This is a genomic window from Lysinibacillus sphaericus (assembly GCF_005217585.1).
GTDB classification, from domain to species: domain Bacteria; phylum Bacillota; class Bacilli; order Bacillales_A; family Planococcaceae; genus Lysinibacillus; species Lysinibacillus sphaericus.
Map to the genome: position 1 here is coordinate 1,989,206 of NZ_SZPT01000002.1, position 16,041 is coordinate 2,005,246.

The 16,041-nt window shown below is 37.4% G+C and carries 12 protein-coding genes; 4 read left to right on the forward strand and 8 right to left on the reverse strand.

Annotated elements, in window-relative coordinates; all coding sequences use genetic code 11:
- Positions 1–153: 153 nt before the first annotated feature.
- The 3 genes from FC748_RS14940 to FC748_RS14950 form a co-directional block, all read right to left on the reverse strand.
- Entirely contained in the window at positions 154–1,779 is a 1,626-nt protein-coding gene (locus FC748_RS14940) for a long-chain fatty acid--CoA ligase (protein ID WP_108030640.1), read from the reverse strand.
- 272 nt (positions 1,780–2,051) lie between these two features.
- Positions 2,052–3,005 (reverse strand): L-threonine 3-dehydrogenase, encoded by a 954-nt coding sequence (locus tag FC748_RS14945; protein WP_108030641.1) that lies wholly within the window; start codon positions 3,003–3,005, stop codon positions 2,052–2,054.
- Positions 3,006–3,318: 313 nt separating this feature from the next.
- Positions 3,319–4,989 carry a HAMP domain-containing methyl-accepting chemotaxis protein gene (locus tag FC748_RS14950; RefSeq protein WP_024362813.1) on the reverse strand — a complete coding sequence of 557 codons (1,671 nt, stop codon included), beginning with the start codon at positions 4,987–4,989 and terminating at the stop codon, positions 3,319–3,321.
- Positions 4,990–5,203: 214 nt separating this feature from the next.
- On the opposite strand from FC748_RS14950, the gene FC748_RS14955 reads away from it, so the two are divergent.
- Complete coding sequence (locus FC748_RS14955) at positions 5,204–6,370, forward strand: FtsW/RodA/SpoVE family cell cycle protein (protein ID WP_238600195.1); 1,167 nt, start codon at positions 5,204–5,206, stop codon at positions 6,368–6,370.
- A gap of 172 nt (positions 6,371–6,542) precedes the next feature.
- On the opposite strand, the gene FC748_RS14960 is transcribed toward FC748_RS14955, so the two are convergent.
- Positions 6,543–7,895, reverse strand: a complete 1,353-nt coding sequence (locus FC748_RS14960) for an aspartate aminotransferase family protein (protein WP_024362811.1) — start codon at positions 7,893–7,895, stop codon at positions 6,543–6,545.
- A 307-nt stretch (positions 7,896–8,202) separates the two neighbouring features.
- Between FC748_RS14960 and FC748_RS14965 the strand changes: the two genes are divergently transcribed.
- Positions 8,203–9,771, forward strand: a complete 1,569-nt coding sequence (locus FC748_RS14965; protein ID WP_108030643.1) for a PucR family transcriptional regulator — start codon at positions 8,203–8,205, stop codon at positions 9,769–9,771.
- Between the two features lie 90 nt (positions 9,772–9,861).
- On the opposite strand, the gene FC748_RS14970 is transcribed toward FC748_RS14965, so the two are convergent.
- A complete protein-coding gene (locus tag FC748_RS14970; RefSeq protein ID WP_025218545.1) occupies positions 9,862–10,662 on the reverse strand; it encodes a carbon-nitrogen family hydrolase in 801 nt (266 codons plus the stop codon).
- Between the two features lie 700 nt (positions 10,663–11,362).
- Between FC748_RS14970 and FC748_RS14975 the strand changes: the two genes are divergently transcribed.
- Both FC748_RS14975 and FC748_RS14980 read left to right on the forward strand, forming a co-directional pair.
- Positions 11,363–12,061 (forward strand): polysaccharide deacetylase family protein, encoded by a 699-nt coding sequence (locus FC748_RS14975; RefSeq protein ID WP_108030644.1) that lies wholly within the window; start codon positions 11,363–11,365, stop codon positions 12,059–12,061.
- A 162-nt stretch (positions 12,062–12,223) separates the two neighbouring features.
- A complete protein-coding gene (locus tag FC748_RS14980; protein WP_108030645.1) occupies positions 12,224–13,393 on the forward strand; it encodes a pyridoxal phosphate-dependent aminotransferase in 1,170 nt (389 codons plus the stop codon).
- A gap of 51 nt (positions 13,394–13,444) precedes the next feature.
- On the opposite strand, the gene FC748_RS14985 is transcribed toward FC748_RS14980, so the two are convergent.
- The 3 genes from FC748_RS14985 to FC748_RS14995 are packed head-to-tail and all read right to left on the reverse strand — an operon-like array spanning position 13,445 to position 15,988.
- A complete protein-coding gene (locus FC748_RS14985; protein WP_108030646.1) occupies positions 13,445–14,296 on the reverse strand; it encodes a MetQ/NlpA family ABC transporter substrate-binding protein in 852 nt (283 codons plus the stop codon).
- A 20-nt stretch (positions 14,297–14,316) separates the two neighbouring features.
- The gene (locus tag FC748_RS14990) at positions 14,317–14,985 is read right to left on the reverse strand and encodes a methionine ABC transporter permease (RefSeq protein ID WP_025218541.1); all 669 of its coding nucleotides are present in this window, start codon (positions 14,983–14,985) and stop codon (positions 14,317–14,319) included.
- The gene (locus tag FC748_RS14995) at positions 14,978–15,988 is read right to left on the reverse strand and encodes a methionine ABC transporter ATP-binding protein (RefSeq protein ID WP_108030647.1); all 1,011 of its coding nucleotides are present in this window, start codon (positions 15,986–15,988) and stop codon (positions 14,978–14,980) included. The genes FC748_RS14990 and FC748_RS14995 overlap by 8 nt, the downstream gene beginning before the upstream one ends.
- Positions 15,989–16,041: the final 53 nt, after the last annotated feature.

Sequence of the window (16,041 nt, forward strand, 5' to 3'; positions counted from 1 at the left end):
GTCATCGCCCTCGCTACCAACAACTAGTGAACACTTCTAATTTTTTATTTTTGCAAAAGCAAGAATGGCTAAGTTCCCATAATAGCAAAAATTTACGAACACCTTTCCTCTGTTCCTTAATTTTTTTTAGTTATGTCCTAGCCTCTTTTCCTATTACACAAGCATATTTAGCTTCGGATAAATTTCCGCTACATTGTCACGTAACTTAGCTTTTAAGAACTTTCCTACAGATGTTTTTGGGATTTCATCTAAAAAGACAATATCGTCTGGCACCCACCATTTCGCAAATTGACTTTCTAGAAATGCTAGCAATTCTTCTTCCGTTGCTGCCATCCCTTCCTTTAAAACGACACAGGCTAGTGGACGTTCTTGCCATTTGGCATGTGGAATTGCAATAACTGCTGCTTCAAATATAGCATCATGCGTCATTAGTGCATTTTCCAAATCTACAGAAGAAATCCACTCACCACCAGATTTAATTAAGTCTTTTGTTCGGTCAGTAATTTTAATAAAGCCGTCCGCCGTACGAACCGCAATATCTCCTGTAAATAACCAGCCATCTCGGTAGGCATCTTTTGTACGCTCATCTCGATAATATTCATGTGAAATCCACGGACCACGTAAACGTAATTCGCCCATGGTCTCACCATCCCATGGCACTTCTCCATGATCATTAATAATACTTGACTCAATCCCAGCCATTGTCATTCCTTGCGTAGCACGAGCTTCAATACGTTTTTCAATTGGCCATTCTTCCATCCATGACATATAATTTGATAACGCAACGATTGGCGTTGTCTCCGTCATCCCATAAACAACGATGTATGGAATACCGTATTTTTCTTCAAACGTACGGATTAAACGTGTTGGTGAAGCTGAACCACCACAACAAATCGCGCGAAGCGAACTGATATCTCGCTCACGCTTCTCCTGCTCTTGTAATGCTCCAATCCAAATGGTCGGCACACCCGCAGTCAATGTCACCTTTTCTTGCTCCACTAAATCTAAAATCAAATCAGAAGTAAATTGAGGCCCTGGCAGTACTTGTGTTGCACCGACATTGACACTCGCAAATGGCAATCCCCAAGCATTTGCATGAAACATTGGCACAATTGGCATCACAACATCGCGCTCTGAAATACCCATGGAGTCGGACATACTTAGCATCATACTGTGTAACACTAAGCCACGATGTGAATAAACCACCCCTTTTGGATTTCCTGTTGTGGCACTTGTATAACACATACCAGCAGGTGCTTCTTCCTCTAAATCATCTGGAAATTCGAAGTTTTCATCTGCAGCAGCTAATAATTCTTCATAGGATATAGCATTAGGTAACGTTGTCTCTGGTAACGTCTCTTCATCAGTCATAATAATATAATGTTTTACTGTTTTTAACTCACTAGCAATATTTTCTATGATAGGGAGCAAATCAACATCAATCATTAAAATCTCATCCTCGGCATGGTTAATGATATAAATTAAATGCTCTTCAGATAAGCGAATATTCACCATATGCAAAATGGCACCAGAACATGGCACTGCAAAATACGCCTCTAAGTGGCGATGCTGATTCCACGCGAAGGAACCAATCTTTTTCCCCTTTTCCATCCCCAGCTTTGTCAGCGCATCTGCTAAACGACGCGTCCTTTTCGCCCATTCTCCATATGTTAAACGGTGAATTTTATGTGCACTTGTACGCGACACGATTGTCTTTCTAGCGAAGTAACTCTCAGCTCGCTTAAAAAAGTTTGTTAATACTAATGGTGTTTGCATCATATTACATCCATCCCTTCTTCTAAGTGAATTCCCCCAAACACTTGTAGAACATCTATGTATTCTTTAACAGAATACTATTAATATTCTGAATATGATTATATTAGAAAATTAATCATTATGCTATATATTCCAAAAATTTTCTTTTTTATACTCTGTTTTTCTATCCTGTTTTTTATTGAATAGTGCCACGTCAACAAAAAACAGGTAAAGAAAAACAATGTCGTTTCTCTTTACCTGCGTTAATTTATTTTCATTTGAAAAAGCTTTTATTTTTATGAAATAGCCTTCTTTTGCAGTTTAATTTTTAACTTCTCCAACATATCGATAGTCATCTTGGCTAAATCATATTCTGCTTTAAAGCCCCATTCATTTTTGGCTGCATCAACATTGATAGAATTTGGCCAACTATCCGCAATTGCTTGACGAATCGGATCGACGTTATAATCCATTCGGAATTGTGGCAAATGTTTTTTAATTTCGGCTGCAATTTGTAATGGTTCAAAGCTCATCGCAGTAATATTAAATGCATTGCGATGAATTAGTTTACTACTATCAGCCTCCATTAAATCCACAATCGCTTGTAACGCATCTGGCATATACATCATATCCATATACGTTCCTTCTTGAATATATGATGTATACTTCCCTTGTTCAATCGCTTCGTAGAAGATTTCTACGGCATAATCCGTTGTACCACCGCCAGGAGGCGTTACATAAGAAATCAATCCTGGGAAGCGTACACCACGTGTATCTACCCCAAAACGATTGAAATAATAGTCACATAATAATTCTCCCGCGACTTTATTTACACCATACATCGTTGTTGGACGCTGTAATGTATCTTGTGGCGTATCATCCTTAGGTGTTGTTGGACCGAATGCACCAATAGAACTCGGCGTGAAAAATTGTAACTTCAACTCACGCGACACTTCTAATGCATTCATTAAACCACCCATGTTTAAATTCCAAGCAAGCAATGGATTTCTTTCTGCAGTTGCAGATAGTAGTGCAGCTAAATGCATCATCGTATCTGCACCAAAATCCTTAGCTAAATCATGCATCCTTTGTCCATCCGTCACGTCCAGCACTTCGAATGGCCCCTTTGTATGTTCAAGCTTTCGTATATCTGTAGCTAACACATTGTCCTCTCCATAAATACTACGAAGTTTTTCTACTAGCTCAGAGCCTATTTGACCAAGAGCACCTGTAACCATAATCTTTTCCATTTCTCCAAACCTCCACATATGAACAATTGTACTTCTCAGGAGTACAATATTTTATACTGAAACATTGATTTAATAACACTTCTGATGCATTTCATTATAATGTGTTCATATAAAAAATACAACAACAATCTATACGAGTTTCAAAAAAGGACGTAAATTTCCTTGTTATCAGTATATGGTTTTTGATAAATCTTGTGCTGTCTCACAACACAAAAATACATTTGTACTTTCCAAAAATACAATAATCTATTTTTCATAAAAAAAGAACCTCTTTACACATACATAAAGAGGTTCAACTTTTTTTCTTGTTCCATTAAATTGAAAAACGTTTAACAGCAATTTGCAACACCTTTGAAACTTTTCGTAATTCTTTAATCGTATGATGAAATTGTTGCTGTGCATTTAATTGATCTGTCGTTAACTTCGCTACATGTTTAGTCGAGGCTGCATTCGTATCTGAAAGAGCTGTTAACATACCTGCATCTTCGTTAACCTTCTTTGTATGTTCAGCTATATCTTGCACTGTCGTCGATACTTCTACAATATATGGCTGAATGATATTGACCTTTTCTAATATTTGATCGAAGCTTGTTGCAGTTTCTGACGTTACATTTACACCTTTTTCTGTAGCACTTAGTACACCTTCCATCATCTTTACAGCGTAGTGAGAATCGGTTTGGATATTTTGTACAATGGACGTAATTGTCTGAGTTGAATGTACTGTTTGCTCAGCTAGTTTACGTACTTCGTTGGCGACGATGGCAAACCCTTGTCCGTGTTCGCCAGCTCTCGCCGCTTCGATGGATGCATTTAGCGCCAGTAAATTGGTTTGGGCAGTTATTTTTTCAATCACTTCAACCATATGGTCGATTGTAGAGGCTCTTTCCACTAGTTTAAAAATAGCTATATTTGATTTTTCAACAGCGCGCTTTATGGCTTGAATTTGGGTTAAATTCGCCTGTACAATATCTGTACCACTTTCTGCTTCACGGGCAGTCTCATGTGCAAAGCTCTCTACAAGCTGCACTTTTTCTAAGACAATCTGTACACCGTTTAATACTTCTTCTAATGAGGCAGAATTGGACGCTAATTTACTAGTAGATGCAGTGGTCAAATCTGCAATACTTTGCACATCCTTTGCTATTTTTACTGTAGCTGTAGAAGATCGCTCCGAGGATTCTTGTAAATTTTCCGTCATTCCTGCAACCTCTTGCGCACTATTTGTAACCGTATGTAACAATCGCTTTACTTCTGTTGCCATCTGATTATATGACAATACAACTTCTCCGAGCTCATCATGCGCCACATAGCTCGCATTGGCTGTAAAATCACCTTGTTCTGCACGTTTTAATAGTGATTTCAATTGACGTGTCGGTACATTAACAGCCTTCGTTGCGATGAAACCAATGAAAACGACTAATAGTACGACAAATGTACAAACACTCCCCAATAACCAATAACCAAATTGCACATCCTTTTGGTACGCTTGTTGCTGTTCATCAGCTCTTTGAACTAAATAACTCTGCGTCTCTTCTAAAATTGCATGGCTTTGTTGGCTAACCGGTAAATAGGACTGCTCATAAAACTGCTGCCGTTTTTGCGTATTTAACTGTTGATAACTTTCAACTAATTCTATCTGCTGTGAGAATACCGAATTATACTTCTTTACTTGATGATTCATTTTTTTATCAATTACTATTTTTTCTAAATTACTTAAAGGCTGTTCAATATTTTTTAGTATAGCTGCCATCTCTTGATATTCGCCACCTGAATCCATTAAATAATCCAAGTGTCGTTGCGCTTCCTCAAGCTCATTAAGCCATCCAATCGGTACAAGTGCCTCGGTATAACTTTCGCTTGCATGCCATGACATTTTCCGTAAATAATCCACACTAAATATACCTAGTAGGACATTCGATAGTACACAAACAATCATGAGTACAAGCAGCTTATCTTTTACCTTAATATAACGAAAAAAATGCATTATTTTCGGCTCCTTCTCCAACTATTACCATTAATCATAGTATGGAGATATAAAGCTAGTGTTATGTTTTTGTAAAATTTTCTAACAGAATTATAGAACATTCGATTCTTTAATAAATTCGACACAATATAAAAACTTGCGCAACCTTCTTTACATTCTATCGTTTACTATTAATAGATAATTTTTACAATTATGAAGGAGAGGTGTTTGACTGTTGCAGTTAAAAAAATTAGATAGCAGTTTAGCAATAAGTCTATTGTTGCTAGGTATTACTAGTTGCCTCTTCGTACACTCTAGCAGTACAGCGTTTGAACAGTATGCAAGTTTGTTTATCATAAAGCAATTTATCTATTATAGTTTGGGCTTTTTAATGATGTATGGTGTAGCAACACTTGATATTGAGCAACTAAAAAAAATCGGCTGGCCCTTTTATTGGGTTATAGTAGCGCTAACATTCGGATTATTTATCGCACCTGAAAGCATCGCGCGCACCATAAATGAAGCAAAATCTTGGTATCAAATTCCACTTTTAGGGTCGTTACAACCCTCTGAATTTTTGAAGTTCGCATTTTTAATTGTTGTCAGTAAAGTGATTGTCGCCCATCAAGCAAAATATGTGCGTCCTTCCTTTTTATCAGATATGCGATTGCTATTGATGATTGGCATCATTACACTTCCACCAACACTCGCTGTATATAAGCAACCAGATACAGGCATGGTTATGTTATATATGGCGATGATATTACCGATGATTTACTTTTCAGGTATCCAAACAAAATTACTCGTCATTTTCACAGCTATTCCTGTGACCATCGTTAGTGCAATCGTTATTCTCTATGTAAAATTTAATGATTTTTTTACACAAAAAATACTAAGTAAGTTATCTGGGCATCAAGTTTCCCGTATTTACGGGTGGTTACAACCCTATGAATATACGGATTCCTCCTTTCAAACTAGACAAGGCTTTATGGCCATCGGTACAGGGGAATTTACTGGTAAAGGCTATTTACAAAATAATGTCTATGTTCCAGAAAAGCATACAGATTTTATTTTTTCTGCCATCGCTGAAGAATTAGGATTTGTTGGTGGAGCCTTTGTCATTACATTATTATTTTTTGTAATTTATCGTATTGTTCTTATTACAGTAGAAGCAAAGGATCCATTTATGACCCTTATGGGTGCGGGTATCTCCAGTTTATTAGCATTCCAAATTACACAAAATATTGGCATGACGATTGGACTTTTACCTGTAACCGGTGTAACGTTACCGTTTTTAAGTTACGGAGGTAGTTCACTACTATCAAATTTCATGTTAATGGGTATTGTTATGGTTATCCATAATTCTTATAGCGGGTATATGTTTAAAACCTCACAAGTTTAGGAGGACGCATTTATCGATGAATACTCATGTAAAGAAGCGAATTGTATTATTACTTTTCCTGACAGGAGGCGTGTTGTGCATACTCATTCTTCGCCTAGCCTTTCTGATGCTTTAAAAGCTGTCCTGAAAGCCCTTGATAGCGACTTTTAGAGACAGCTTTCTTTGTACATAATTATATTTTTTTAATATTTTCAATAACAACTTCAATTATTTTATCTAAATCATGTTGGACAATATTAAGTGGTGGTGATAGCGTTAGAACATTGTTAAACCCTGCTACTGTTGCACCATTTTTCCCTATTATCACACCCTGCCCTTTGCATGCAGCAATGACGGCGTTCACTTTATCCACTGGTAAGGGCTCTTTTGACTCTTTATCTACGACTAATTCAATTCCTATTAATAAGCCTTTACCACGTACATCTCCAACATGTGGATGTGTTTTCAAAGCTTGCTGAAGTGTTTGAAGTGTACTAGCCCCCACTACCTTGGAGCGCTCGAATAATGCTTCTCGCTCTAGAATTTCGATATTCTTCAATGCGACAGCACAGGCTACAGGAGAGCCACCAAATGTATTGACATGGCGGAAATAACCGTATGCATCTGAACCTGTAAACGCCTCATAAATTTCGCGTTTCACTGCCGTTGCTGATAATGGTAAATACCCACTTGTAATACCTTTAGCCATTGTAATAATGTCAGGCTTCACCCCATAGTTCATAAAACCAAACGGCTTTCCTGTGCGACCAAATCCACAAATGACTTCATCGACAATCATTAATGCCCCATGTTTTTGACAAACCGCCTCGATGCCCTTCATGTAATTTTCCGGTGGCATGATTACACCACCACCCGTAATAATTGGTTCTAATATCATCGCAGCAATTGTATCGCTAAGTTCCCATGTCATCAACTTATCGACAGCCTTAACACTTGCTAGCTCAACTGGAGCTGTTGCATCATTTTCTGGATCTCGATATTGGTCTGGTGGCGCGACATGAATAAATCCTGGTGTTAGCGGTTCATATTTATATTTTCGTTCTGCTTGCCCCGTTGCAGCTAAAGCTCCAAACGAACTTCCGTGGTAAGCCCGATAGCGTGAAACAATTTTATAGCGCGCACTTTGCCCTTTCTGCTGATGGTATTGGCGGGCAATTTTAAATGCCGTTTCATTTGCTTCAGAACCACTATTCGAAAAGAAAATAACATAATCGCCACCAAGCATTTGATTAATCTTTTCAGCTAATTCAACTGCAGGTAAATGCCCTTGCGATAGAGGTGCATAGGCGTTTTTCATCATCTGCTCATGTGCAACATCTGCTAATTCCTTCCGTCCATAGCCTGCATTGACACACCATAAACCTGCCATCGCATCAATGTATTCAATACCTTCCGTATCAACGATTCTTGCCCCATCCGATTTCTCTACTACATAAGTGGCTTGCGGATTATAAGGCTTCATTGAATGCCAGACATACTGTTCATCCTTTTTTAATACGTCACTCTTCAGATTTGTTTGAACCATTTACATGCACCCCTTTAATTTATAATGTTGTTCCATTATTAAAGCAGTTTGTATTGTTCTAGCGAATATAAAAAACGACCTGATGTCACCCCTTTTTCAAAATTACACTATTTCTTACAAAAAATTTTACAACTTTTAGCAAAACGAAGGAATAGACAACTTGTATAATTCTATGACTTTGTTTTTAACATAATGTAAAATTAGAATAAACTTTCTTTAAAGAATATATTTCGTAAACTACTAGCTAAATATTCACAGTTGTCGTAAGTTACTATTTTTTATGCAATACTTTGAGTGGAGGGCTACGATGAGTCAATTTAAACTTCAAGTGAAGGATGTATTAAAAAATGAACATTTTCAAAGTGCAGAGGTCATTGCAGGAAAAGAAGGATTATTACGCATTGTTAAGTGGGCACATGTTATTGAAATTGTGCAAGTGGATAATTTCTTAGCAGGGGACGAATTAATTTTGACGACGGGGATTAGTTTACAGCATCATCTTGAGGACTTTATCTTTTTCGTCGAGATGTTAATTAAAAAAAACTGTGCAGCACTGTGCATAGAATATGGCACTTACTTACAGACAATACCTGAAGCTATACAATCATTGGCCAATCGCCATGACTTTCCAATCATTGTATTTCATGAGACAGTGCCTTTTGTTCGGATTACACAGGATTTACATAGCCAAATTATGAATCAACAATATTTCATGATTTCTTCATTAGAAAATTACGCACAAACGTTAAACAAAAATGCCCTTCATGGACAAAGTACTGATGACATTTTGCAAACAATTTATCATACATTACGTACACAAATCATTTTTTCCATTAAAGACCGAGACGTTATCTTTTTCCCAAACATGCCTCTAGCGAAACGACAGCAATTATTAACGTTGCCACAATCAGCGCCACAATTTAAACATGCACCTATTTTTATTGTTGATCAACATTATGCCGATTTGACCCTTTATCGAACGGATGGATTATTTTCTGAATTTGAATTACTCATTTTAGACCGCACAGCAACGGCGCTCGCACAGCTTTTAATGCGTGAGTTCTATATAGAAGAAAAAAGAGATATTGAGGATGCCACTATTTTAGCAGATTGGATTGATCACAAGCTGACGAAAGAAGAAATCTATAAATTTATCGTATCCCATCATGCTAACTTTACACACTATAGTAACGCTGTCTTTATTTTATCGTCGCCTTATACAATGATGAAAGGTCAAGAAGATATTGTTTATAGCAAACTTTACTATAGAAATTTATTTGAACAAAATGGTTTTGTCCCCTTTTTGTTCGAGCGAAAGAGCTACGTTGTATTTATCTTACTCCACACTAAAGATTGTAAAGCGAGTCGTGATTTATTAAATTCGATCTTTTCTACGCTCCAGACAACGGATTTTTATAAAAAGCAGCAAGCACAGGGCTATCAACTAGCTATCGGTAAGATTGTGGCGGATGTCGAGGAAATTCCGAAGAGTTATCAAACCGCTTTGGAAACATTATATATTTGTCGCAAAGTTCAAACGACATCATTTTTTTATGATGACTTACATTTATATTACCTAATTTATAAATTACAAATGCAAGTAGACTTGCAAGAAGTCATTCAGGATTATTTACAGCCTGTGATTGAATATGATAAAAAATACAACAGCAAGCTATTAGAAACATTGCAAGTCTACTTACAAACGAATGGCTCGAAACAACAAACAGCAAATCAATTGTTTATCGTGCGACAAACACTCTATCATCGCCTAAAGAAGCTTGAAAATTTGCTAGGAGAAAATTTCATGAAAGGGCACAATCGGATTACACTTGAGTTTATGCTTCTAGCCCATTCGTTAATTGAAGATAAGAAATGAAATTAGTCAGAATTGTTCGGGTGACTGGCACCACAGCAGGCATCTTGCGGCTTACGTTACACGCGTTCCCATAGGGGTCTTTGTAAATTTTCAGAATTGTTTAGGTGACTGGCACATGCTATACAATCCTGGTCTGCGGTCATCGTACACTGGAATTCTGCCGCGCACTTCATCGACAATTGAAAAATCAACATCAATAACTGCTACTTCTTCATCGTCTGCTCCAATCCATAACACTTCTCCCCAAGGTTGAATTACCATGGATTGCCCATTGAAGTTTTCTACTTTGTTGGCAATACGGTTAACCGCAATGACGAAGCATTGATTTTCAATCGCGCGTGCCTGCAATAATGTTTTCCAATGGTCAATACGTGGTGTTGGCCATTGGGCTGGCACGAATAACACCTTTGCGCCTGTTAATGCGTGCGCTCTCAACCATTCTGGAAAGCGAATATCATAGCAAATAACGCCTGCCGCCTCAATATCTCCTAGTGCAAAGCGATTCATTTCATCGCCTGCTTCTAAAAATAGATGTTCATCCATCAAACGGAATAAATGTGCCTTACTGTATTCGCCAACTAGTTTTCCATCTTTATCAAACGTATACATCGTATTGAAAAATTTATCGCCCTTCTTCGTTGCCACAGAGCCCCCGACAATATGTACGCCAAGTTCCATTGCTAAACCTTGTAAAAATGCTTTCGCTCGTTCTCCATCCACATCTGCAAGCTCAGGTAATTTTTCAAGCGCGTAACCTGTATTCCACATTTCTGGAAGCACAATAATTTCTGCACCTAATGTTGCAGCCTCACGAATCTTTTCTTCAGCCCTTGCAAAATTCTCTTCCACTTTGCCAAATCCTACATTTAATTGAATACAACCTATTTTCATTTTTCATTCCCCCTGTGTAAAAAATAGTTTTTAAATTCGAGGTATAAATAGCTTTAAACATTTCCAAAAGCGCTGATCCTACTACCGCTTTTCTACTGTTCATTATACTACAGTTAAAAGTGCACTAATTTAGATTTTTTGCACAATTAGTCGATTAAGCTAACTAACAGGCTCCAATTTTACTTAGACCCACTTACACTAAGAATGTATTTTTTTAACGTATGTACGGTTGAAGAAAATCAAATCCGGATATCTGTTACTGCCCTTCCATTTTTAACGTTTAATGACAATAACCATGTTTATTGCTATATTTAATACATACAAAAACGACAGATTTCTCGATATTATACGAAGGAAGGTAACATCATTTATGGACAGTACATTAATCGCTTTTTTGCCTCTTTTAAGTTTATTCATCTACATAGCGCCCGTGATTTTTATTATTTGGTTTCTCCTTAAATTTCTTAAAGTACAACAGGAACAAGTACAAATTCTTAAACGTATATCTGATAAGTTAGATCAACGCTAAAAGGATGGGATTTCCCATCTTTTTTAGTTACTCTTCTATTTTTTAAAATACATATCAGTAAAATTTCTCTTTTCGTAATGACATACTTTTCTTCTATATACAAAGGGGAATATGGCTTTCCAATAGAATAAAGCACTATATTAAAAATGCTAAATGGAAAGAAGGCGTATGATGAAAAAGAAAACAATAATTATCGGGTCTGTATGGCTATTCGTTGCCCTTCTATTACTAGGAACCTATAAATTAATGAATTCTAGAACCTATCAGTTATTCGGGAATATAACTAAACAAGTAGAGACCACTCAAAAAGTGGTCGCTTTAACTTTTGATGATGGCCCAGCAGAAAACGTCAACATAATATTACCGCTATTAGCTAAGTACAATGCTAAAGCTACCTTTTTTCTAATCGGTGAAGAAATCGAAAAGTACCCTGAAGAAACAAAAAATATTGCAAAAGAAGGACATCAAATTGGCAATCACAGCTATTCTCATCATCGAATGGTTTTCAAAAGCCTTTCTTACTACAAGGCAGAGATTGAAAAAACAGATGTATTAATTCGAAATGCTGGATTTAACGGAGAAATCGATGTTCGTCCTCCGAATGGCAAAAAATTAATCGGACTTCCTTATTACCTAAATAAACAGCATCGAGACACGATTACTTGGAATCTCGAACCTGATAGTTATTTCAATACAGTTTCAGACAAAGTAAATGATGTAAAAGAAAATATTAAGCCTGGGTCGATTATTTTGATTCATCCAATGTATGATGACACAGACAAAGTACGTCAAACAATCGAAGGCATTTTACAAGCACTTTCAAATAAAGGCTATACATTTATTACCGTAAATGAACTGCAAGATATATAACATAAAAACAGCGTTAGTTTTGAACTAATCTTCTTTTCTAGCCTGCAATATAGTGAAGCGCAACTTATTTAGCTATCTAGGGTCTAGACAATCAGTTGAAAAAGTACTAGTATTTGCAACATATCTACAATAATTATTATATTCTGAAAAAGGTGAACATTCATGGAATTATCTAAAAAACTACAACAACTCCCTACTCAGTTTTTTGCAGCACTTGTGCAAAAGGTCAATGCGGCATTAGCAGAAGGACGAGACATTATTAATCTTGGGCAGGGCAACCCTGACCAGCCAACCCCTCCTCATATTATTAAAGCGCTACAAGAAGCGGCGGAAAACCCTCAGCATCATAAATACTCTCCATTTCGTGGTATAGCCGAATTACGGCAAGCTGCTGCTGATTTTTATAAACGCGAATACAATGTAACAATCAATCCCGATACAGAAGTTGCTATTTTAGGTGGTACGAAAATTGGACTTGTTGAGCTACCAATGGCTGTGCTAAACCCTGGTGATACAATGTTATTACCTGACCCTGGGTATCCCGATTATTTATCTGGAGTGGTCTTAGGAGAAGTTCAATACGATGTCATGCCACTTTTTGCGGAAAATAACTTCTTGCCTGACTATGATGCATTGTCCGACGAAGTAAAGGACAGAGCTAAGCTTCTTTACTTGAATTACCCTAACAACCCTACTGGTGGAACAGCAACGCTTGATTTTTTTGAAGAAACTGTACGTTTTGCTAAAGAACAGCAGATTATTGTAGCACACGATTTTGCCTATGGTGCAATTGGCTTTGATGGCAATAAACCTGTAAGCTTCTTACAGGCGGAGGGTGCCAAAGAGGTCGGCATCGAGCTATATACATTATCAAAAACTTATAATATGGCTGGCTGGCGCATCGGTTTTGCAGTCGGTAATGCTCAAATTATCGAAGCGATTAATCTTATTCAAGATCATTTATTTTGTAGCCAATTTCCAGCAGTTCAACAGGCAGCCGCTGTCGCTTTAACATCTTCACAAACTTGTGCACAAGAGCTTAGTGCGACATATGAGCGACGTCGTAACGTATTAATCGAAGAAGCACAGCGCATCGGTTGGCAAGTAACAGCGCCAAAAGGCTCGTTTTTTGCATGGCTCCCTGTTCCCTTAGGCTATACGAGCGAACAATTTGCCGATTTATTGCTCGATAAAGCTGATATTGCAGTAGCGGCTGGCAATGGCTTCGGGCAGTTCGGCGAAGGTTATGTACGTGTCGGTTTACTTGTAAGTGAGGAACGCTTACAGGAAGCGATTCACCGTATAGAAAAACTTAATCTGTTTAAACAATAATTCCACAATACAAGAAGCACCCGCCATATGACGAGTGCTTCTTGTTTCATTTTATTTACGATTTTTCATCCATTCTGGTTTCCCAAAGCCTTTGAAGTCTGCATCAATAATTTCTTCAAATTTAGCTGATTCTACAATTTCCACTAAATCCTTTGATAATTGCGAATCTTTATTCTCTGCCTTTACTGCGATAACGTTGCGGAATTGGTCAGGCATATTTTCTAAAAATACAGCATCTAGTAAATCTAATCCAGCCGCTAAAGCAAAGTTACCAGGAACTCCTGCTAAATCAACACTTTCTACTGTACGTGGAAGTGCTGCCGCCTCAATCGGTTGGAATACTAAATTTTTGTCGTTTTTCACAACATCTTTTTCTGATGCTTTTAATTCTTCGATTTTAGGATCAATCTCGATTAAGCCTTGTTCTTGCAATGATAACAATGTACGTGCTGCATTAGAAGGGTCATTGGCAATAGCCACTGTCGCCCCATTTGGAATTTCATCAATCGATTTATATTTGTTTGAGAAGAAGCCCATTGGCGCTGTCGGCACAATAATTAATGGTTCTAAATCCATGTTGTTCTGTTCTTCAAAGTTTTCTAAGTAAATTGTATGCTGGAATAAGTTTGCATCAATATCCCCATTATCTAAAGCTTTGTTCGGTTGTACATAATCGCTGAATTCTACTAATTCTACTTCATAACCCTTTTCTTCAAGTTGTGGAATAATAGCTTTTTTCAGCATATCACTATAAGGACCTGCTGTTGCACCTAATTTAATCGATTTGCTTTCCCCTGCTGCATCTGAACCTTTTTTTGAATCTGCTCCTTTGTCGCTTGCGCCACATGCTGCTAAAACAACAGCAAAGATGATTGTCAAAAATGCTAATAACGATTTTTTCATCTTATCAATCTCTCCTCTTTTTATCTTTTATCAATTGATTTTGCAAACCAGTCACCTGCAATTTGTATCGCTTGCACGAGCAAAATGAGTATCGCAACGGTAGCAATCATAATTGTATTATCATAACGGTAGTAGCCGAATCGAATGGCTAAATCACCAATACCACCACCACCAACTACACCTGCCATTGCAGAGAAAGCTACTAAACTAATCACCGTGACTGTCACTGCTTGAATAATGCTTGATTTTGCTTCAGGAATTAAGACATCCTTAATTATCATCCACGGCGTTGCTCCTACTGCAATAGATGCTTCTATTACCCCTTTATCAATTTCTCGTAACGACGTTTCCACTAAACGTGCAAAAAACGGAATGGCTGCAACCGATAATGAAACACTCGCTGCAATGGGTCCAATTGTTTGTCCCACAAGCAACTTCGTCAACGGGAATAAAGCAACCAATAAAATGATATATGGAATCGAACGAATCAAGTTCACCGCAAAGCCAAATACGCTTTTAATCAATCGATTTTCCCAAAACAATCCCTTATCCGTAACGAATAATAAAATACCCAGTGGTAGGCCTAATACAATCGACACAGATAAGGAAATACCAATCATAATAATGGTTTCTTGAAAGGCCTTTAATAGATCTGGAACCATATCTATAAAATGTGTAACATCAAACATGCAAAACCACCTCCACAATCGCACCACGTTCGGTCATATAGGCCCTAGCTTTCGCTAACTCGCTTTCCTCACCTTGTAGCTCCATTAAAAAAATACCCAGTGGTCGCTCTTGAATGTACTCGATTGTGCCATGAAGGAAATTCCCTTTTACCTCAAAACGTTGCATCGTATCTGAAATAACCCCTTCACCTGCAACATTTCCTTTGAATAAAATTTTAACGATTTGACCCCGTACATCTTTTAGAATTGTTTTTGGAATATCAAAAGATACAACACTACTAATAAACTCCTGTGTTAATATTTTTTGGGGACTGGCAAAAATATCATACACGTCCCCTTCTTCTATCACTTTTCCGTCCTGCATCACAGCCATACGATTACAAATTTCCTTCACAACATCCATTTCATGTGTAATAAGGATAATTGTAATGCCTAACTTTTTATTTATTTCCTTTAATAATCGTAAAATTGACACTGTCGTTTTTGGATCGAGAGCTGATGTTGCTTCATCGCATAGCAACATCGCCGGATTGTTTGCTAAAGCTCTAGCAATACCTACTCTTTGTTTTTGACCACCACTAAGCTGTGCAGGATAAACATCTCGTTTTTCTGCTAAACCAACCATCTCTAGTAGCTCATCCACTCGAGCAGGAATCGCATTGGCTGGCATACTCGCTGCTTTTAAAGCAAAGGCAATATTTTCACCAACTGTTTTTTGACTGATTAAATAAAAATGCTGGAATATCATGCCGATTTTTAAACGGGCTAAACGCAGTTCATTTCGGGATAGCTTCGTTAAATCCTTACCATTTATTAATATTTCACCACTAGTAGGTCGTTCTAGTAGATTTATACAACGCAGGAGGGAACTTTTCCCTGCCCCCGAATAGCCTACAATACCGAAAATATCACTACTATTAATTGTTAAGGATACATTATCTACACCAACAACCTCTTTTTTCTTTACGCTATAAACTTTTGATACATTACGAAATTCGAGCATATTGTTCTCCTTACTCAATTATTCAATATCTAAAAACCTACTATTCTAATATG

Excerpts from the sequence above, each read along its gene's own strand:
- FC748_RS14990 (WP_025218541.1), bottom strand. The coding sequence starts at position 14,985 with ATGTTTGATGTTACACATTTTATAGATATGGTTCCAGATCTATTAAAG.
- FC748_RS14980 (WP_108030645.1), top strand. The coding sequence starts at position 12,224 with ATGGAATTATCTAAAAAACTACAACAACTCCCTACTCAGTTTTTTGCA.
- FC748_RS14965 (WP_108030643.1), top strand. The coding sequence starts at position 8,203 with ATGAGTCAATTTAAACTTCAAGTGAAGGATGTATTAAAAAATGAACAT.
- FC748_RS14985 (WP_108030646.1), bottom strand. The coding sequence starts at position 14,296 with ATGAAAAAATCGTTATTAGCATTTTTGACAATCATCTTTGCTGTTGTT.
- FC748_RS14945 (WP_108030641.1), bottom strand. The coding sequence starts at position 3,005 with ATGGAAAAGATTATGGTTACAGGTGCTCTTGGTCAAATAGGCTCTGAG.
- FC748_RS14975 (WP_108030644.1), top strand. The coding sequence starts at position 11,363 with ATGAAAAAGAAAACAATAATTATCGGGTCTGTATGGCTATTCGTTGCC.
- FC748_RS14970 (WP_025218545.1), bottom strand. The coding sequence starts at position 10,662 with ATGAAAATAGGTTGTATTCAATTAAATGTAGGATTTGGCAAAGTGGAA.
- FC748_RS14940 (WP_108030640.1), bottom strand. The coding sequence starts at position 1,779 with ATGATGCAAACACCATTAGTATTAACAAACTTTTTTAAGCGAGCTGAG.
- FC748_RS14950 (WP_024362813.1), bottom strand. The coding sequence starts at position 4,989 with ATGCATTTTTTTCGTTATATTAAGGTAAAAGATAAGCTGCTTGTACTC.
- FC748_RS14960 (WP_024362811.1), bottom strand. The coding sequence starts at position 7,895 with ATGGTTCAAACAAATCTGAAGAGTGACGTATTAAAAAAGGATGAACAG.
- FC748_RS14995 (WP_108030647.1), bottom strand. The coding sequence starts at position 15,988 with ATGCTCGAATTTCGTAATGTATCAAAAGTTTATAGCGTAAAGAAAAAA.